The sequence below is a fragment of the Shewanella avicenniae genome (genome assembly GCF_017354945.1).
GTDB classification, from domain to species: Bacteria; Pseudomonadota; Gammaproteobacteria; order Enterobacterales; family Shewanellaceae; genus Shewanella; species Shewanella avicenniae.
Genome location: NZ_CP071503.1, coordinates 221,976 through 241,494, shown reverse-complemented (window position 1 = coordinate 241,494; position 19,519 = coordinate 221,976). Strand labels below are relative to the sequence as shown.

At 47.8% G+C, this 19,519-nt stretch carries 14 protein-coding genes and 1 riboswitch; of the genes, 5 read left to right on the top strand and 9 right to left on the bottom strand.

The features are described from left to right. The first annotated feature begins 484 nt into the window (after positions 1-484). Positions 485-1,129: a carboxymuconolactone decarboxylase family protein gene (locus tag JYB87_RS01045; RefSeq protein ID WP_207355079.1), complete on the top strand. Its 645-nt coding sequence runs from the start codon at positions 485-487 to the stop codon at positions 1,127-1,129. A gap of 123 nt (positions 1,130-1,252) precedes the next feature. On the opposite strand, the gene moeB is transcribed toward JYB87_RS01045, so the two are convergent. The 3 genes from moeB to ribB all read right to left on the bottom strand — a co-directional run bounded on the left by moeB (position 1,253) and on the right by ribB (position 4,166). Continuing rightward, a complete protein-coding gene (moeB, locus tag JYB87_RS01040) occupies positions 1,253-2,005 on the bottom strand; it encodes a molybdopterin-synthase adenylyltransferase MoeB (protein WP_207355078.1) in 753 nt (250 codons plus the stop codon). Between the two features lie 19 nt (positions 2,006-2,024). Next, on the bottom strand, positions 2,025-3,269 hold the full coding sequence (gene moeA, locus JYB87_RS01035; protein ID WP_207355077.1) for a molybdopterin molybdotransferase MoeA: 1,245 nt from the start codon (positions 3,267-3,269) through the stop codon (positions 2,025-2,027). A 243-nt stretch (positions 3,270-3,512) separates the two neighbouring features. Continuing rightward, the gene (gene ribB / locus JYB87_RS01030) at positions 3,513-4,166 is read right to left on the bottom strand and encodes a 3,4-dihydroxy-2-butanone-4-phosphate synthase (protein ID WP_207355076.1); all 654 of its coding nucleotides are present in this window, start codon (positions 4,164-4,166) and stop codon (positions 3,513-3,515) included. A gap of 125 nt (positions 4,167-4,291) precedes the next feature. Beyond that, a riboswitch (FMN riboswitch) is annotated at positions 4,292-4,482 on the bottom strand. 201 nt (positions 4,483-4,683) lie between these two features. Here ribB and JYB87_RS01025 point away from each other — a divergent pair. Together JYB87_RS01025 and JYB87_RS01020 are read left to right on the top strand one after the other, a co-directional pair. Further along, the gene (locus JYB87_RS01025; protein WP_407695826.1) at positions 4,684-6,828 is read left to right on the top strand and encodes a S9 family peptidase; all 2,145 of its coding nucleotides are present in this window, start codon (positions 4,684-4,686) and stop codon (positions 6,826-6,828) included. Further along, complete coding sequence (locus JYB87_RS01020; protein ID WP_207355075.1) at positions 6,821-7,174, top strand: GIY-YIG nuclease family protein; 354 nt, start codon at positions 6,821-6,823, stop codon at positions 7,172-7,174. Before JYB87_RS01025 ends, JYB87_RS01020 begins: the two co-directional genes overlap by 8 nt. A gap of 14 nt (positions 7,175-7,188) precedes the next feature. On the opposite strand, the gene JYB87_RS01015 is transcribed toward JYB87_RS01020, so the two are convergent. From JYB87_RS01015 to JYB87_RS00990, 6 genes are all read right to left on the bottom strand, one after another. Beyond that, entirely contained in the window at positions 7,189-7,467 is a 279-nt protein-coding gene (locus JYB87_RS01015; RefSeq protein ID WP_207355074.1) for a hypothetical protein, read from the bottom strand. Between the two features lie 132 nt (positions 7,468-7,599). Next, entirely contained in the window at positions 7,600-9,354 is a 1,755-nt protein-coding gene (locus JYB87_RS01010) for a tannase/feruloyl esterase family alpha/beta hydrolase (RefSeq protein ID WP_207355073.1), read from the bottom strand. A 549-nt stretch (positions 9,355-9,903) separates the two neighbouring features. Further along, complete coding sequence (locus tag JYB87_RS01005; RefSeq protein ID WP_207355072.1) at positions 9,904-11,649, bottom strand: tannase/feruloyl esterase family alpha/beta hydrolase; 1,746 nt, start codon at positions 11,647-11,649, stop codon at positions 9,904-9,906. A 707-nt stretch (positions 11,650-12,356) separates the two neighbouring features. Beyond that, positions 12,357-13,598: an OprD family outer membrane porin gene (locus JYB87_RS01000; protein ID WP_207355071.1), complete on the bottom strand. Its 1,242-nt coding sequence runs from the start codon at positions 13,596-13,598 to the stop codon at positions 12,357-12,359. A gap of 198 nt (positions 13,599-13,796) precedes the next feature. Continuing rightward, positions 13,797-15,296 carry an FAD-dependent oxidoreductase gene (locus tag JYB87_RS00995; RefSeq protein ID WP_207355070.1) on the bottom strand — a complete coding sequence of 500 codons (1,500 nt, stop codon included), beginning with the start codon at positions 15,294-15,296 and terminating at the stop codon, positions 13,797-13,799. A 24-nt stretch (positions 15,297-15,320) separates the two neighbouring features. Beyond that, the gene (locus JYB87_RS00990) at positions 15,321-15,668 is read right to left on the bottom strand and encodes a cytochrome c3 family protein (protein WP_207355069.1); all 348 of its coding nucleotides are present in this window, start codon (positions 15,666-15,668) and stop codon (positions 15,321-15,323) included. A gap of 296 nt (positions 15,669-15,964) precedes the next feature. Between JYB87_RS00990 and JYB87_RS00985 the strand changes: the two genes are divergently transcribed. Together JYB87_RS00985 and JYB87_RS00980 are read left to right on the top strand one after the other, a co-directional pair. Next, positions 15,965-16,693: a FadR/GntR family transcriptional regulator gene (locus JYB87_RS00985; RefSeq protein WP_207355068.1), complete on the top strand. Its 729-nt coding sequence runs from the start codon at positions 15,965-15,967 to the stop codon at positions 16,691-16,693. 579 nt (positions 16,694-17,272) lie between these two features. Beyond that, the gene (locus JYB87_RS00980; RefSeq protein WP_407695825.1) at positions 17,273-19,513 is read left to right on the top strand and encodes a TonB-dependent receptor; all 2,241 of its coding nucleotides are present in this window, start codon (positions 17,273-17,275) and stop codon (positions 19,511-19,513) included. Positions 19,514-19,519: the final 6 nt, after the last annotated feature.

The following is a 19,519-nucleotide window of genomic DNA, read 5'->3' as shown; positions in this document are numbered from 1 at the left end:
CACGTTCAACACCAACCATAGCCACGGCGAATCACCGCTGCTACGCCAGCTTAGTATGACATCAGTGTCCAATATTCCCCAAGCCGATGTAAAGATTATTAAGCAATCCATTGACCATGCTTCATTCAGTTACAATTCTGTTATCGTTCGGTGATTTTTAACTGAACTTGAGATTAATAAATTTTAATTGTTATAAAACATTGGATTAATTCAATATATGAAAATTATCGTTCCCTTAAACTAAACCCCACCAGCAAAACAAACATTCTTACCAGCTGGAAATTTAGGCAAGTATTCGCCATCAATAGGCTAACGCTGTCGTCGTGAACGCAGTATAGTGATACCTCTGACAAGACTTCACTCAGGCTGTCTCCATGACAGCGTTTACCACGCAGTAAAAGGAAATTTTATGAAGATGCCTAAGTTGCTTAGCAGTTTGATTTTGCTATTCATTACCATATTCAGCGTAACGGAGGCGCACGCCATGAAATCTGATTTTACCCCAAGAGAACAAGCGATTATTCCTATTGCCGCTCACACAGCCAACGGGGAAATTGAACAGCTGCAAGCGAGCTTAAATGCTGGCCTAGATGCAGGGCTGACCGTTAATGAAATTAAAGAAGTGTTGGTACAAATGTATGCCTACACCGGTTTTCCACGCAGCTTAAATGCGCTCGGCACCTTTATGAAAGTGCTCGAAGAACGTAAAAGCAAAGGGATTAACGATACTGAAGGCACAGCCGGCACCCCAATCCCGACGGGTAAATCTAGCCTAGAAATTGGTGGCGCCAACCAAACCAAATTGATCGGTCAAGAAGTGAAAGGCGCGCTGTTTGATTTCGCTCCTGCCATTGATGAATACCTTAAAGCGCACCTGTTCGGTGATATTTTTGAGCGTGGTGTGTTGTCATGGCAAGACCGTGAAATTGCCACCATTGCCGCACTGGCGAACGTGAAAGGCCTGAACAGCCAATTGGGCTCCCACTACTTTATCAGCATGAACAACGGCATTACGCCAGCACAACTGAAAACCTTCGTTGAGCAGATGCGTAAAGCTTGTGGTGACGACGTTGCCAATAATGCTGCCGCAGTATTGGATCAGGTACTGGCCGCAATCGCTAAAAAATAACCGGTCTGGCGCCACGAATAACAACAGCTCCTGCGGGAGCTGTTGTTTTTGGGCGATTACCGCAAATCAAAAAGGCCGCGAGCGCGACCTTCAAGGTTCAATCCATATTTACTGACGCGCGTTCTACTGACTACACACCGCGCAATTTGGCTGCTTGGGCAGCTTCATCTCGCGAAACTCCATAGTCATCGCATCAACCATCAAAATCCGGCCATACAGCGGTTTGCCCATGCCAGTGATCACCTTGATAGCTTCCGTCGCTTCGAGGCAGCCCATCATGCCAACCACGGGGGCGAGAATCCCCGCTTCAACGCAGCTTAACTGCTGCTCACCAAACAAGCTGGAGAAACAGTGATAACAAGGTTGTTCGGCTTGATAGTTGAATACAGTGATTAAGCCTTCCATGCGGATCGCCGCCGCCGAGACTAACGGCACCTTGTGATTAAAGCAGGCCTGATTTAGCTGGTTGCGTACCATCAGGTTGTCGGTGCAATCCACCACGATAGTGTGCTGCGCCACTAAGGCATCGATCTCGGGGTCATCAAGTACCGCGTTAATAGTGTCGATGCTCAAATGAGGATTATGCTGCAGCAAACTGGCTTTGGCAGAATCCACCTTGGCCTGACCGACATTCGCGTCGGTATGCAGCACTTGCCGTTGCAAGTTAGACACATCAACCGTATCAAAATCTACCAAGGTAAGGTGGCCGATGCCCGCAACGGTCAGATACAAGGCCGCAGTACATCCTAGACCACCGGCACCGATCATCAATACTCGCGCCTGTTTGAGCAACTCCTGCCCGTCAATGTCCATTCCTTTGAGGGAGATCTGACGGCTGTAGCGCATCAGTTCACTGTCAGACAGGATCTCATCCATTCGCTTTTACCTTTGGCGATTAACACAATACGGAGGTGAAGGGTTCAACCGTCACCACACTGCCTGCGGCAACACTGCCCTGCATCTGCTCCAATACGATAAAGCAGTTGGCAGAATGCATCGAACTGAGTTGCGACGAGTCTTGTGAACCTGTGGTACAAACACTCAAACTGCCGTCCGCTGCGCGGCTTAAAATGCCCCGTTGATATTCAACACGGCCAGGCTTTTTGCCAATGGCGCTGGTGAGGGTGGCTTGCAGTTGCAACGGCGTTACCGCCTGCATTCCTTGCAGTTTATGCAGAATTGGCAACACCAATTTGTAGAAAGTCACCATGGTCGACACTGGGTTACCCGGTAAGCCGCAGAAAATCGCGTTACCAATATGCCCCATTGCAAACGGTTTGCCCGGCTTCATCGCCAGCTTCCAGAAGGTGATTTTGCCCTCTTCATCCAACACTTGCTTGGTAAAGTCGGCTTCCCCCACAGAGACGCCGCCCGAGGTCAGCACCATATCTGCCCGCGCTGCTGCTTCACGGAAGGCATCACGAATCGATTCGCGGTCGTCTTTAATCACGCCGAGATCAATCCACTCCACACCTAAACGCTCTAATAGCCCTTTGATGGCATAGCGGTTGGAATCATAAATCTGCCCCGGTTGCAGCTCACTGCCCAGTGGCCGCAACTCATCACCGGTGCTAAAAAAGGCCACTTTAACTCGACGATAGACACTGACCGCCGGTAAACCGATTGTGGCGATAACGCCCATTTCGGCGGCGCGGATCAAGCTGCCCGCGGTCAGCACTTTTTGACCCATCGCCAATTCACCGGCACGAAGACGCACGTTTTCACCACGTTGCTTACAGGGATCAAGGGTGATGAGGTCACCGTCAACTTGTGCATATTCCTGCATCTGCACCGTATCATAGCCTGCCGGCACTTCAGCACCAGTCATGATGCGAATACAACTGCCCGGCTCAAATTCGCCGCTAAACGGATGCCCTGCAAACGAGCGGCCAATCAATTTTAACGTGCCCGCTTCAGGCAGATCAGCAAAGCGGTAGGCGTAACCATCCATACCTGAGTTATCAAACGGCGGCATTTCAATGCTGCTGGTGAGATCTTCAGCCAGTACGCGACCGAGAGCATCAGCCAGCGCCACCGCTTCTGTGTCTTCAATCGGCGTCACTTGTTGTAACAGTTTTGGCAGGGCTTCATCTGGATGAAGCAAAGTCGGTTGAGCGCAAGGGTCCTGTGGTTTGGACATAAACAACCTCAGTGTGCTTGAAGGACGAATTGCGGGCTATTATGCCACGCTGAACGGAAACGCGCATACAACCCGAGGAATTTGTTCGTTTGGGATCAGGTTTGTTTCTAACCTGATGTCGTGCAAGCCAATGTGAGCGAGGGCGACTAAAACCTCAATCGCCCTCAATAACAGCCTATCTGCAGCTGACGAATATCAAATAGCCATCAGCCAATGACAATCAACCAATAACAATCAACAAAGCTAAACAGCGGCAGCCAATAGCGATTGGCGGTAAGCCACAATATCTTCAATGCTCAGTACCGGCATATTGTGGCGTTCACCAAAGGCGATAATGCCGGGCAGACGCGCCATCGTGCCATCTTCATTGGTAACTTCACACAGTACGCCAGCAGGTTTGAGCCCCGCCAGTTTCATCAAATCGATGGTGGCTTCAGTATGACCACGGCGAGCAAATACACCGTTGGCTTGAGCGCGCAGTGGGAACACATGGCCTGGACGGGCTAAGTCGTCGGGTTTGGCGTTATCAGCAATCGCGGTTTTGATGGTGGAGACCCGATCGGTGGCAGAAACGCCAGTCGTCACCCCATGTTTGGCTTCAATGCTTACGGTAAACGGGGTGCCAAATTGGCTGGAGTTATCTTGTACCATCGGGGCTAAGTTGAGTTGGTTGGCGCGTTCATCGGTTAAACACAAACAAACAATGCCGCTGCCTTCGCGGATTAACAGTGCCATTTGGCTGGTCGTCAGGGTTTCGGCGGCAAAAATCATATCGCCTTCGTTTTCGCGGTCTTCATCGTCGACCACCAGCACCCCATTACCGTCACGTAATGCGGCAAGCGCGTTTTCTACCCGTTCAAGCGGGTTACCAAAAGCTGTAAGTAGAGACTGATTCATGGTAAAAGTCCTTATAAAATACATGGTTTTTACAGAATCAGGGCTAAAAAGAGATGGCACGATGCCGCGACAAAATCGCAGCACCTTGATCGTGCAAGGCTCAAGCAGCACTTGCGTATCAATGGTCATATTCTCTCTCATCCGGACTGAACCAATCAAAGATTGGCAACACCGTCGGCTCTGGAATAATCAACAAGAATTGATGGCACCAGATCTGCTGTCCTCGGCAACGCCGAGCGCTCGCGGGCTTTTATGCGGTTTTTTGACCGCATAATTTACCGCCGGTGGGGAATTGCACCCCGCCCTGAGAATAGTGGCTGATAGCTCAGCTCGATGAAGATCATGCGCCTTAAGCAGATAAATAACAACAGCTTGAATCACAATTATTACGCAACACTTGCGATGCAGTAGCGCTTCTTGTCACTATAGAGATTAATGGCCTGATGTCTGGTTCAAGAGGCCTAATTGCTAACGGTCAAACGCCAACATCATCGGCACTGATAGCGGAAAGGAACTCATGAAACAGATACGCCCCTTTGGACTGATAGCCTTATCTTTATGGCTGTGTGGATGTGCAAATACCATGAAAGCAGAGCAACCGGTTGTCCCACCTGTGGCCAACAAAATTCCCCATCAGCTGACGATTCACGGCGTGACCCGTACTGATGACTACTATTGGCTGCGTGATGATAGCCGTTCAGATCCTAAGGTGCTGGAGTACCTGAAGCAGGAAAACAACTACACCGCAGAAAAGCTCAAACCTTTTAATGGGCTGAAAGCGAAGCTGTTTGACGAGATGACCGCACGGCTCAATCCGGCCGAAAGTTCAGCGCCTTATAAGTGGCATAGCCATTGGTATTCACGTCGCTATGAAGCCGGTAAAGAATACCCCTTATTAGAACGGGCAGATTCACTCAATGGCCCGGCGCAACTGCTTCTCGACAGTAATGAGCGCGCCCAAGGCCACGAGTTTTACACCTTAGGCGATGTCACTCTCAGCCCAAATGAACAGCTGATGGCCTTTGCTGAAGATACCCTCAGTCGCCGCATCTACACAGTGCAGATTAAAGACCTGAACTCCGGCAAGTTGCTGGACGACGTGCTGCAAAATGTCGATGGAGCCGGCTTGGCATGGAGCAAAGATAATCGCTATCTGTTCTACATCGCCAAAGATCCGCAAACCTTACTCGGCTATCAAGTGTTCCGCCACAAGTTGGGCACACCGCAAACCCAAGACCAACTGGTGTATGAAGAAAAAGATGATACCTATTACATCAGCCTTGGCAGCAGTTTAGATGAAAGCCGCATCGTACTGTCCTGTGAAAGTACCACCACCAGCGAAGTGCTGGTGCTCGATAGCAGCGCGCCGCTCGGCAATTTTCAGGTAGTCACCCCTCGTGAAGAAGGAATTGAATATCAAATCGTTAAGCACGGGAATGACTACTATATTTTAACCAACTGGCAGGCGGACAACTTCCGCTTGATGAAGGTCAACACCGCGTATGCCAGCGACAAGCGCAAGTGGCAAGAGGTGATCCCGCACAATCCTGATGTGCTGCTTGAAGAAGTGCTGGTGCTGGATAACTTCCTCATTCTGCAAACGCGCGAAAATGGCCTCACCCATGTGGTGGTCTACCCTGCCGCGAACCCGAACAATGGTTATGAACTGCGGTTTGACGATCCAGCGTATGTGGTCGGCCTTGGCGTGAACCTCAATCAACATGCGCGCGAGTTGCGCGTGCGCTACTCCAGCCCTACCACGCCAGACTCAACCTATCTGTACGATTTAGACCAGCCGGGCAAACGCACGCTGATCAAACAACGCCAAGTGCTGGGCGGCTTTGATCGCCGCAATTATCAAAGCGAGCGGCTGCGGATTACCGCCCGCGATGGCACGTTAGTCCCGGTCACTCTGGTGTATCGCAAAGATAAATTCCGCCACGATGGCACTAACCCACTCTATGTCTACGGTTATGGTTCTTACGGCATCGTCATCGACCCCGACTTTGATGATGCAGTCATCAGTTTGCTCGACCGCGGTGTGGTGTACGCGATTGCTCATGTGCGTGGCAGCGAAACCCTTGGCCGGGCGTGGTATGAAGACGGCAAGCTGCTGCACAAGCAAAACACCTTCAATGACTTTGAAGATGTCACCCGTGGCTTAGTGGCTGAGAAATACGCTGCGGCAGGCAAAGTTGTGGCAGCAGGTGGCAGTGCCGGTGGCTTGTTGATGGGCGCAGTCGCCAACCAAGCGCCCGAGCTGTATCTCGCCATCGCTGCCCATGTACCATTTGTGGATGTGGTGACCACCATGCTGGATGAGTCAATTCCGCTCACCACCAATGAGTATGACGAGTGGGGTAATCCAAATCAGCAAAGCTATTTTGATTACATGCTGAGTTACTCTCCATACGACAATGTTAAGCGCCAAGCCTACCCCAACTTGTTGGTGACTAGTGGCCTGCACGACTCACAAGTGCAGTACTTTGAACCGGCCAAGTGGGTAGCGAAACTGCGCGATTACAAAACCGATGACAATCTGCTGCTACTCAATATGGATATGGAAGCAGGCCACGGCGGCAAGAGTGGCCGTTATCGCCGTTATGAAGATACCGCGTTGGAATATGCCTTCTTCTTAAAACTGTTGGGCATTAATGACTGAAGCGGTAAACACGGTTGAGGTGGCTGATAACAATGCAGGCAAGAGTGACAGCATGGCGTCTCAGTCCGTCAGCCAAACGACCCAAGTATGGTATCTGTATATGATCCGCTGCCGCGATGGCGAGTTATATACCGGAGTAACGACCGATGTGGCGCGGCGCGTTAGCGAGCATCAAGCCGGTGGCGCCAAGGCGGCAAAATATCTGCGTGGCCGAGCGCCGCTGCAGTTAGCCTATCAAGAATGTATTGGTGATAAACGCACCGCCCATCAACGTGAGTGGCAGGTGAAACAGCTGACGCGGGCACAAAAGCTCTCATTAATTGCAGCGCAGCAAGCCAATTGTTAAAAATTGGCCAAACGTTAGAAAGCAGCCAAGCGATAGAAAACAGCAAGCGAAGCTAAGAAAAATGCAGCAACTCGGCAGAGAGCCAGAAAAGGTGCAGGGCTCAAATTGAGCCCTGCGGTCGGGAAGCCTTGGCACTTGCTTGCGTTCAGGAACAAGCACCAAGTCCCACCGAGTAAAGCAGAAATCAGGCCAAAATTTAATTTACTGATTTTAAACAATTTATCCATTAGCAGTTGGTCAGCAACGAGCAAATCCACCACTAAATCAACCCTTTCGCTAACGGCGATAGCCAAATCCACCACTTAGCAGCATCACTTGGCCAAATCGAAAAAATAAAAAGGCAGCCCGCACGCGGACTGCCAAGGAGCATCAACTCACAATGATGGAATTTACTTTACTACTTACCTAAGTACTTACTTAGCTGCTTACTCAGCCGCTTTACAGCTGAAGCTCGCCGCATCTTCGATGCTGCCAGTACCGTTGTAAGTTGCGATTTCTGGGTATGGGCACAATGGGCGAGTACGTGTAGTCGACCAATCCGCAGGCAGTTCTGCGTTGTTTTCACGGGCGGAAGCCACAATTTCTTCTGGTGCTTTACCTTCTTCAACCCAAGTGACCAGCTTATCTAATGCATCGAACTTATCGGTTGCAGGGCCGTAACCACAGTGGTTCATGCCTGGCACCAAGTACAAGCGCGCAAACTCACCCGCTTCGTTGGTGTTAGCTTTTTGCAGATCGTTGTACCAGTTAATGGTGTCTTGTGCGTAGAACACAGGATCAGAGGTGCCATGTACGGCGATCAGTTTAGCGCCACGGTCACGCAGTGTGCCCATATCGCTTGGATCAACCGGTGGCATAAAGGTCATAGACGCTTCGGTGTAATCGCCATCTTCGGCATAAATGGTGGCGGCATCAGTATCGGCAGAGAAGTGAGTAACATAGTCGTACAGCTCTGCCGTCGTGCCATTTAACCAAGTTGGTGGCGTGGTAAATACACTTGACACTGACGGTACTGACAAGTGGAAAGCTGCGCCATAGAACCACGCCATAACATTGTTAGTACCTAAACCCGCATCGTACTGCATGTTGGTATATAAGGCTTCACCAGCGCTGTTGTGTGGACCAGCCATAAAGTCAGCCAGCACATCTTTTTGAGCCGTGGTCAGGCAAGTGCCATCACGTTCGCCGCTGCAGGTTGGTACATCACGTTGCAAATCAAAGGCGACTTGGCACGCTTCAATCGCGTTGACCATGCCGTCAGCTGCACCATCTAACGCATCACATTGTTGCAGAACAGCTTTCGATACCGCACCCAATTCTTGTCGGTTGATGGCTGTCGCCAACGAACCTTCAACATTGGATTCATCTACATTGTCGAGCAGGGTCAGGAATTTTTGAATACCCAGCACTTGCGATACCGCCGCTTGTGGCAGATGGAAACCTGGGTCACCCACTAAGAAACCATCATATAGGTCGGCATAACGAGTCGCGGCCACCATAGTGTGACGGCCACCGTTAGAGCAACCACCGAAGTAAGAGCGATCGGGAGCCTTACCATAAGCCGCTTCGATCAACGATTTCGCCATTGGTGTCAGTTCAGCAACGGCGTTGTAGCCATAGTCACGGCGTGCTTGAGGGTCTAAACCAAAAGCGGCACCATGGGCTGCAGAGTGACCTGCGTCAGAGCTGATAACAGCAAAACCTTTGTGCAGTGCGGTAGCGTCTGAGCCATTAGGGGTCATAAAGTTACCGGTTGCAGGCACAACTGAACCGTCCATACCGCCGTTGGCTTGGTAATAGAAGCGGCCATTCCAATCCACTGGCAGACGCATTTCGAACCCGATTTGGTAGTCTGCATCTTCAATGATGTTGCCTTTGTCATCAACACCACGGCCTTTACGAGGGTTCATGTAACCTGTGATTAAACAGTGAGCGGGCGCATTAAAGCCTGCAGAGACTTCACCAGCTGCTACAGTGGTCGCGCCAGTGATGTAAGTCTCATTGAATTTAAATTGCTCAGCTAGGTCTTCACAGCTTTTAATTGATGCAGGTTGCGCCGCAGTTAATACTGGCAAAGTTTTTTGTTCAACCGTTTTGTCATTATCGCTGTCATTACAGCCCCACATAGCAAGACATAATGGCGTAACAACAAATGGCAAAAGTAAATGTTTGTGTTTCATGACTATAGTCCTTTATCTGCTTATCTATTAATGCTATTTCCCCAGTCAACAGCATTATTATTGTTATGGGATAGTCAGCAGTCATTGAATGACTCGCCTCTCCCTTATCGATGTAATAGCAGGGACCATGCCAAGCATGGCTAATACTTTAACACACTGATTAATAACAAGATAAAATCAAAACAACTTTTATCAACATCGCTAATTGAGAATGTTAGTTTCAAACTGAAAAATATATTAAAGAGTTAAAGGTGATGTTTATCAAATTCAAAATAAACTAATTAAAAAATATATCTTATGATTAATTAAAAAAATCTTTTGCATAAAGATATAAAACTGAAAATTAAATTTAAAATGACAAGTCAACTTAAGTCTAAATAACAAATTAGCAACAAATAAATTGATAAAAATACAATGCTGATTATTCCTATGAAATATTTCATCGCCGGTAATTTAGCAGGGTTGTTGCAGGAAAATAAAAAAGGCAGCCTAATAATAGGCTGCCAAAGGGTTGTTCACTAGCAGAGAATCAATCAGAACAAACAGCGATTACTCAGGTACTTTACAGCTGAAGTTGGCTGCATCTTCAATGCTGCCCGTACCGTTGTAAGTTGCCACTTGTGGGTATGGACACAATGGGCGAGTACGTGAGGTTGACCAATCAGCTGGCAATTCGGCGTTATTAGCACGAACTGAAGCCACGATTTCTTCTGGCGCAGTGCCGTCTTCAACCCAGGTTACCAACTTATCTAACGCATCAAATTTGTCAGTGGTTGGACCGCGACCACAGTGGTTCATGCCAGGCACCAAGTACAAACGTGCAAATTCATCTGCTTGATTGCTGTGTTCAGCTTGCAGTGCGTTGTACCAGTTGATGGTGTCTTGCACTGAGAATACTGGGTCTGAAGTACCATGTACTGCCAGAATTTTTGCGCCGCGGGCACGCAGAGTGCTCATATCGCTTGGGTCAACCGGTGGCATAAAGTCCATACCTGCTTCGGTGAAACCGTTAGCGGCATCAGTGGCATAGATTTTTGGCGCATCGTTATCCATGCTGAAGTTCATGATAAAGTTATACGCATCAGCTTCAGTGTTACCCAGCACGGTTGCTGGCGTTGTGAAGATATAAGCGACGGCACCTGGGTCACGCATCATGGCCATGAAGTATTCCCAGTTGAAGTAATCATCTGTGCCCATACCAGCATCATATGGGAAGTTAGTGTAGATTTCTTCACCTGCGCTGTTATGCGCGCCAGCCGCAATGTTTGCCAGCACTTCTTTTTGTGCTTGGGTCAAACAAGTACCATCACGTTCCCCAGAACACACAGGGACATCGCGATCAAAGTCAAAGGCAATTTGGCAAGCTTCTAAGGCGTTGATCATGCCATCTGCTGCACCATCTAGCGCGTCACATTGTGCGACGACCGCCTTAGATACCACACCAAACTCTTCTTTAGTGATTGCACTTTGAATACTGGTGAGGATGTTGTTTTGGTCAACATGAACCAAAGATGCATACTGTTGAATACCGTACATTTGGTCAACAGCGGCTTTAGGCAGGTTAAAGCCTGGGTTACCCACCAAGAAGCCATCATATTGGTCGGCAAAACGGGTTGCGGCCACCATGGTGTGACGACCGCCGTTAGAGCAGCCACCGAAGTATGAGCGATCAGGTTGTTTGCCGTAAGCGGTTTCAATCAATGATTTAGCCATTGGCGTCAGTTCAGCAACCGCATTGTAGCCATAGTCTTGGCGCGCTTGTGGATCTAAACCAAACATTGGTGCAGGAATAGCGTGACCCGCGTCAGAGCTGATAACCGCAAAGCCTTTAGTGATCGCTGATGCATCTGTACCGTTAGGTGACATAAAGCGACCAACGGCATTAGACACACTACCATCCAAACCACCGTTAGCTTGATAGTAGAAACGACCATTCCAATCCACTGGCAGACGCATTTCGAAACCGATACGATAATTCGTGTCACCCGCAATACCACGACCGGTGCGATCATTCATATAACCGGTGATCACACAATGTGCTGGTGCAGTGTAAGATTCAGTAGCGTTGTAAGCGATTGGACCTGCAGCCACGGTGTGCGCGTCTGTAATGACGGTGTCGGCATATTTAAAGCTGGTGAGATCTTCACAGCTGTTTAGTGATGCTGGAGATGCCTCACCCAAAATTGGCAAAACTTCTTTTTCGGCTGTTTTATCGTTATCACTGTCGTTACAGCCCCACATTGCTAAACACAGTGGCGTTACAATAAATGGCAGTAATAGGTGTCTTGCTTTCATAACATTTACCTTACTATGTTAAATAATGTCGACTTATTTCCCCAAATCTATAAGTCACTTTGTAAAATTGAGATTTGACTCAACAAAAATTCTTATTTAAATATCGTTTAAATAAGAGTTCCCGCATCTAACTTAATTTCAAAATTTCAAAAAAATTGATACTTATCACTATATAAATCTGAAATATGCCAAAAAAGTTAATAAGACACACACATAACGGTATGTTTTTAAATCATTTTTTATAAACTAATATGTATGACATTAGAGGTATGATAGATAGCAGGCTTTACTTTTAAAACCATTTAATTGAATAACTGTGACGGGCATATATATTTTTATGACGCTAATAGCCGCTTATAAAAATTAAACTGCACATATTAGATATCACTATTTGATAATTAATTTAAATACAATAAACACCAAGCATCACATTATTTAAATAACTGTGATTCATTAATAACGCGCATTAAATAAAAGCATTTTAAAAAACAGTGATAATCTGCGCAAAAAAGCAGTTGGATTATGAGTTCAATGGGCGGTGCCACATCGACATTAACCATCAATGAGGGCGATTGACCGTCAGCCAGCGCGCGACAGTGTTGGGTCATTTAAGAGAGGAAAACAGCGAACAGGAAAACGCGAGGGGAACATCAGCAGCAGAAGACGGCCCCGCCCGGGAGCAGTGGGCGAAGCCATCAATCAGGAAATTACTTACCTAGTTTGAAGTTGTAGTAAACGAACAGACGTAAGTCGTCGATATCTTCGCCACCATCAACATCGACAATCGCGTAACGAACGCGAGTGCTCAGCCCTTTCATAACAGGGTCGAGTTTATAGGTCACAGAGAAGTCAGTTTCAGTGAAATCATGACCCATACCTGTTGGTACATCATAGTCGCCGTAGAACACGTAAGCGCTTAGTCCGTTGATACCCACTTTGCCAAAGTCATAGTTCAGTTGCGCGGCATATACGTCTTCTTTTGCACGAGTACATTGGTATACCTGTTGAATCACCACTTTTTCGTCGCCCCATGGGGTCAACAGTGAGTGATCACCGGTTTCCGCATAGAACAAGGTCAGATCCGCACCGGCGTATTTCACACCTAAGTGAGTACCCCATTGGTAGGTATCTAATTCATTAGCAGTTTCATCGCCGATTGAATTTTGTTTCAGGTAAGACGGAGTCAGGTACACTTCAGCATCGCCAACCGGCACAGACAGATCCAGTTTGGCATACACTTCGTTGAACACGTCAGACATGCGGTAATCCCACAGGTCAGCCGTGAGCTTAACAGCAGAACCTGTTGGTACTTTATAGGTCGCACCCAGCGCATAAACTGGCTTGTCGGCCACGTTAGCTTGAATACCCGCACGGGCTAATTCACCAGCAACGGCTTGATTCACTGACACAAAGCTTGTATCGCTCCAACCCATGCTGTCGGTGATATACAAGCCGGTCAGTTTCAGGTTGTCGATACTGTTGTTCACCACAGACACACCACGGAAAGTACGAGGGATCGCACGGATGTCATGTGGGTTCATCATTGGGGTACGCAGCTCTTGAGCACCAACAATAATATTGGTGTTATTCCAGTTACCCTCAACAAAGTATTCCTGCATGCGGTTCACATTTGAATGTTTGCCGCCTTCACGACCCAGCAGGCCATATACGCCTTGGTTTTCATCCACAAACATGCGGTTAGCAGAAGCAAAGCTGCCGCCAAACTTAATGCCGTTCAGTTCCGCTGTACGGTATTTGAAGATGCCACCAAAGGTGGTGTCGTGGTTAGTTTTGGTGTTGCCGTCGAAGCTACGAGTAAAGTCAAACATACGGAACTGACCAGTCAGGGTTCCGTTGCTGAACATATTGTCGATAGTGGTGGTTTCTTCGGCCATTGCTGGAACAGACATCGCTGCCAACAGGGCTAAGGTAAGATATGTTTTGTTCATAGTTGTAACTTCCGGTGCAAAGGTTCGTTCGAAACCTTCTAAGTGTTACTTGCTGCGTTAACCGCAGCCCCCAAAGAATCCGTCCTGAGGCGGGTTCATGGGTGTTGTGCTTAGCTGGTCAACCCAGAGATCCAACTAAGCAAAGCATTGGTAGTTAAGCGCCCGACCCAGCTCGGGCACCTAACCCCGCACTACGTATTATTTTTTAACGTAGAATTTTACTGCGCTCTCAGCCGCGATACGGCCAGAGTTAACGGCGAAACCTAAGGTGCCACCACCTAACATCAGGTCGTAGCTGTCGCCGTAGATACCGCCAGCATCGTTACCAGTCACGAACAGACCATCGATTGGCTCACCAGTGGTTTTGCTGATCGCTTGAGTGTGTTCGTTGATTTTCACACCGCCCAAGGTGCCCAGTGCACGAGGTTGCAGACGAGTTGCGTAGTAAGGTGGTTTAGCCACTGAACGCAGGTATACAGATTGCTTGTAGTACTCGTTGTCTTCGTGAGCTGCGGCCATTTCGTTGTTTTTATCAACAGAGGCTTGCAGTACTTTTGGATCCATACCCAGCTGTTTTGCCAGTTCAGGGATAGTGTTAGCTTTAACTACGTCACCCTTAGCAATCGCTTTATCCAGCTCTTTTGGCAGATCAGTCAGCTTAGTACCGGCGATAACCCATTCACCCAAAGGCATATGGATACCTTTGTCGATGAACATGTTTTTGGTGTTTTCGTCATAGATAGAGAAGGCTTTGCCACCCAGACGTTCCAGCGCGTTACCGGCGTATGGCCACAACACCACTGAAGATTCGTCGGTGTAACGAATACCTTTTGGATCAACCCAGAAGTAAGGTTGAACAGCAGCTGCGATCATTTGGTTGTTTGGCGCATAGCCAGGCAAACCTGGACGATAAGATTGCATTACGTGAATGCCTTCTTCAGCGGCACCAGCGTTCCACGCCATGTTGATACCGTCACCGTCTTTACCGATTTGACCGATAAATACCATGTCTGGATATGGCGAGTATTTTTCCATCATCTCTTTGTTGTTAGCGTAACCGCCTGTAGAGATGATCACTGCTTTAGCGTGAACAATGATCTCTTCGCCGTCTTTAGTTGTACCTTTAACGCCAACCACTTTACCGTTTTCGGTGATCAGTTCATGACCAGCAGTTTTCAGCAGCAATTGGCCGCCTAACTTGTCCAACTGTTCAGTAAAGGTTTTGATCATTGCCTTAGAGTGACCTTCGATCACGTGCCAAGTCAGTACGCCACCTGGGCCGCCTGGGCCGATGTATTCGAATTTCACGCCCATGTCTTTCAACCAGTCGATGGTTGAACCAGACTTGTTCACGAACGCAGAAACCAATGGCGCGTTAGCTTTCCAGTGGCTGTAGTCCATGATGGTTTTGAACGCTTGTTCTTTAGTAACAATGATGCCTTGACGGTGTTGCATGCTACTTTCGCAAGCGAAGATACCTTCAGCGAAGTTACCGGTACCACCGTTCTTAGCTTGTTTTTCCAGGGTAACCACTTTGGCGCCAAGCTGAGCAGCTTGCACGCTTGCAGCCATACCTGAAGCGCCAGCACCTACAACTACAACGTCAGTGTCCATGTTGATAGTTGCCCAAGCTGGCAGACTGAACATCGTAGCAGCCGTCAACGCGAGTGCGGTTTTGGCAAATGTTCTTTTTTTCATTGTTTTTACCTCTTTGAGGGGTTTTTACGGAGTAACAAAATCGAAACCATGGCATTCATTACAAACTGCCTTGGATGGTTTGTGCGCGTGGTGACACTCAGTACAGTCGAGTTCACCCATGTGGCCATCGATGTGTGGATTTACTTCTAGGTTGGCTTTGCCTTCGGTCAGTGCACGCACAGCTTCGTAGCTCTTATGGCAGCTCAAGCAGCCTTCCATCGTGCCCGCTTCTTTCATACCTTTGGTATGGCAAGACTTACAGGCAACTTGGTTTGCTTTATGGCTACCTTTTAATTCAACCGCATTAGCGTTAATTGCCATGGCTGACAGCGCTAAGGCAGAAATAGAAAGGAATTTGATTAATCTCGACATGGTTGTTTGCTTCGATAACTAAATAACATATGTTAAACGTATGACATTTAGCTTTTAACGTAAATTAGTTAAATAAGATTCTAAAAACGCAATCACAAAAAACTTGATTAGTGATTAGTGGATCACCTTTTTTTGACAGCTTAAATTAGTAACCGCTTGTTTTAGCAGGTCTTATGTAGCCAAAAGTGATTGAGATTTAGGTTAAATTAAATACATGGAGTGTGATTTCGATTACTACTTATTAGGCAGTGAATAGTGGTATAGTGGATGCACTTTTCCGTCTTCAGGATTTGTCTTTGGAAACTTTTAAACCGGTTAAGCAGATAAAAGCTTCTGACGAAGTTGCTCAACAACTGCGCACCGCAATTTTTGACGGCAGTTATCCAGCAGGCAGCAAATTACCTTCTGAGCGTGAACTCATCGAATCGTTTATGGTGAGTCGTACCGTTGTGCGCGAAGCAATTAAAGGTCTAGAAGCAAGCGGCCTAGTGGAAATCAAGCAAGGTGCTACTGGCGGCGCATTTGTCAAAGCAATCACCTTTGAACGCATGACATCCGCCTGTAATGACCTCTTTTTTATGGGTAAGCTGTCGTTCACTGAGTTGTGTGAAGCGCGTTTATTGATTGAGCCTATGGTGGCACGCTTAGCGGCAAGAAACTGCACTGAAAAAGATGCAGAACTGCTGATGGAAGCCCATCGTCACGAAAGCGATAACTTGGCCTACCCGCACACTGTGGTATTGCGCCAAAAGGTGCATCACGTATTAGCCGATATGACCGACAACCGCTTTCTTGCGGGGATTACTAAGTCTTTATTGCAAGTGTTGGCCAGCATCACCAATCAGTTTGAACCTGATACTAACGTGATTCACCCTGCAGGATTACACCTTGAAGTGATTAACGCAGTAATTGCCAATGATGAAGATGCAGCGGCACAAGCCATGTATCACCATCTGAAAGGGTTCCTTGAACGCTTGCAAACCATTGAAGCGGACTTCCGTAGCGCTAACGAAAAAGCCAGTTAAGCAAAGAGCGTCGTTCAATTCCGCATTAAGGGCATTTGGCTAACACCAAGTGCCCTTAACTTTTTGTCTTGTACCACTTTTTATCTTGTCCCAATCGGCAATTCAGTTTATTTCGACCATCTGCAGCCAATTTCGCAATCAACCCGCTGATTTAGCCGCTCAATACCACTAACTTGCACTGTTTTAGGCCATAGTTTCTGAATAAAAAGCAATGGCTTATCACTAATTATTTGCACCAATTCCCAACCAAAGACCGAGGCAGACATTTGTTATCAATTGGTAAATTTAGGTATAAAAAGTCGAACCGCCGTTGCTTTTTTCAACGCAATAATTACGACTAAAGTCGTCCCACCGATTCACAATTTGCTTACAAATTGCGCTAAAAATGCGACTTAGTGCTCAAAAATTGGTATTGGTCACATTGTTGAATGAAAAGTAACCGTTATATTTCAATGTTGAAACATTTAAGTTTCATCTAAAGAACTATGCGGTTAAAATGCCGCACAATCGCGGACTGCTTTCGTCCTCAAATAAGAAAAGTGGCCGCTTTACTGAGCGTCAAACCAAAAAGAGACCCTAATGATGAACAACTTCTCTAAGCTATTCCTGAGCATTCAGGCAGCTTTGCTTGCAACCTCTTCCTTAGCATATGCGGCCGACACCGAACAACAAGATGACGGTAAGCTTGAGCGTATTTTGGTCACCGCGCAAAAACGCGTCCAAAACGCACAAGAAGTACCGGTATCCATCTCTGCCCTGAAAGGCGACGCCTTAGAAGCGATGGGCGCATCAGGCCAAGACGTGCGTTACATGTCAGCCCGTATTCCGAGCTTGACCATCGAATCTTCATTTGGCCGTACCTTCCCACGTTTCTATATTCGTGGCTTGGGTAACACAGATTTCGATTTGAACGCTTCTCAACCTGTATCTTTGGTTTATGACGAAGTGGTTCAAGAAAACCCAATTCTGAAAGGGTTCCCTGTATTTGACGTTGAACGTGTTGAAGTACTGCGTGGCCCACAAGGCTCACTATTCGGCCGTAACACCACCGCCGGTATCATCAAGTTCGACTCTAAACGACCAACACAAGAATTCAGCGCTTACGCCAAAGCCTCTTACGGTACTTATGGCACCCAAAACCTCGAAGGTGCTATCGGTGGTGGCCTGACTGATACCCTGTCTGCCCGTCTGTCTGTATTAGATCAACAACGTGATGACTGGGTTGATAACAAAGCACCTGGCTTTGAACAAAACGACCAATTAGAAGGCTACCATGACCGCGCAGCGCGTCTGCAACTGTTGTGGCAACCGAACAGCCAATTCTCTGCATTGGCGAATGCTCACTACCGTGACTTAGACGGCACGCCACGCGTGTTCCGCGCTAACATCATCAAATCAGGCACTAACGATTTTGTTGACGGTTTCTCACGTGACACCGTTTACCAAGATGCGGCAAGCCGCGCTGAACAATCTGTTGAAGTTAAAGGCGGTAGCCTGAAGTTGGAATATGACTTCGGTACTCACACCCTGACCTCTATCTCAGGTTACGAATCTGCTGAAGCCTATTCTCGTGCAGACGTAGACGGCGGTTATGGCGCGTCTTATATGCCAACCATGGGTCCAGGTTTCATTCCATTCACTTCAGAATCAGCTGACGGATTGCCAAAGCATCACCAGTTCACTCAAGAACTGCGTTTGGCCAGTAATGAACTGGGTCGCTTAGACTATCAATTAGGTCTGTTCTATTTTGATGAAACCCTGAACATCGACAGCTTCAACTACGATGAAGCTGGCGCTGAAAACGGTTACGCCTATCAAAAGCAAGACACCACCGCATGGGCAGTATTTACCTCGTTTGACTTTGATGTCACTGACGATTTCAAAATGACTGCGGGTATCCGTTACTCACACGACGACAAAGACTTTGTTGCCCAACGTGAAGTATCACCTGCTGGCGCAGGCCCAACTGCAATGCTGTATCAAAACCCTTCTGATGGTCAAATCAGCTGGGACGTCAGCGGTGTTTACACCCTGAACGCAGATACCAACCTGTACGCTCGTGTGGCTAAAGGCTTCCGCGCCCCGTCAATCCAAGGTCGTCTGCTGTTCGGTGATGAAGTGACTGTTGCCGATTCAGAAACCATGATCAGCGGTGAAGTGGGTATCAAGTCTGACATCCTCGACAACCGTGGTCGCGTCAACTTTGACGTGTTCTACTACCAAGTAGATGACCAACAGCTGACTGCAGTAGGTGGTGGCGCCAACTACAACCGTTTGATCAACGCTGATAAATCAGTGGGTTATGGTTTAGAGCTGGATTCTCAATTTGCAATCACTAGCAACTTCTTAGTGACTGCTGGTATGAGCTACAACAAAACCGAAATCCAAGACAGCGGTTTAGCAATTGCAGCTTGTGGTAGCGGCTGTACCGTGACTGATCCATTGGATGCCACTGGCAACGCCATCATTGATGGTAACTCACTGCCACACGCGCCAAAATGGACCATCAACATGACCGCAGCGTACACCTATCCGCTGGAAACTGGTGAACTGTTTGCGTACACCGACTGGGCTTATCGTTCAAAAGTAAACTTCTTCCTGTATGAGTCTAAAGAATACTCTGACGACTACCTGCTGGAAGGTGGTTTGCGCGCCGGTTACCGCTGGACTGCTGGCAGCGTGGATTACGAAGTGGCTGCTTATGGCCGTAACATCACCAACGATGAAAGCATCACCGGTGGTATCGACTTCAACAACCTGACAGGCTTCGTGAATGATCCACGCGTTGTCGGTGTTGAACTGAAAGCAAGCTTCTTCTAAGCCTTA

Bases quoted from the DNA above. Each gene is read 5' to 3' on its own strand.
- JYB87_RS01045 (WP_207355079.1), top strand. From the start codon at position 485: ATGAAATCTGATTTTACCCCAAGAGAACAAGCGATTATTCCTATTGCC.
- moeB (WP_207355078.1), bottom strand. From the start codon at position 2,005: ATGGATGAGATCCTGTCTGACAGTGAACTGATGCGCTACAGCCGTCAG.
- moeA (WP_207355077.1), bottom strand. From the start codon at position 3,269: ATGTCCAAACCACAGGACCCTTGCGCTCAACCGACTTTGCTTCATCCA.
- ribB (WP_207355076.1), bottom strand. From the start codon at position 4,166: ATGAATCAGTCTCTACTTACAGCTTTTGGTAACCCGCTTGAACGGGTA.
- JYB87_RS01025 (WP_407695826.1), top strand. From the start codon at position 4,684: ATGAAACAGATACGCCCCTTTGGACTGATAGCCTTATCTTTATGGCTG.
- JYB87_RS01020 (WP_207355075.1), top strand. From the start codon at position 6,821: ATGACTGAAGCGGTAAACACGGTTGAGGTGGCTGATAACAATGCAGGC.
- JYB87_RS01010 (WP_207355073.1), bottom strand. From the start codon at position 9,354: ATGAAACACAAACATTTACTTTTGCCATTTGTTGTTACGCCATTATGT.
- JYB87_RS01005 (WP_207355072.1), bottom strand. From the start codon at position 11,649: ATGAAAGCAAGACACCTATTACTGCCATTTATTGTAACGCCACTGTGT.
- JYB87_RS01000 (WP_207355071.1), bottom strand. From the start codon at position 13,598: ATGAACAAAACATATCTTACCTTAGCCCTGTTGGCAGCGATGTCTGTT.
- JYB87_RS00995 (WP_207355070.1), bottom strand. From the start codon at position 15,296: ATGAAAAAAAGAACATTTGCCAAAACCGCACTCGCGTTGACGGCTGCT.
- JYB87_RS00990 (WP_207355069.1), bottom strand. From the start codon at position 15,668: ATGTCGAGATTAATCAAATTCCTTTCTATTTCTGCCTTAGCGCTGTCA.
- JYB87_RS00980 (WP_407695825.1), top strand. From the start codon at position 17,273: ATGATGAACAACTTCTCTAAGCTATTCCTGAGCATTCAGGCAGCTTTG.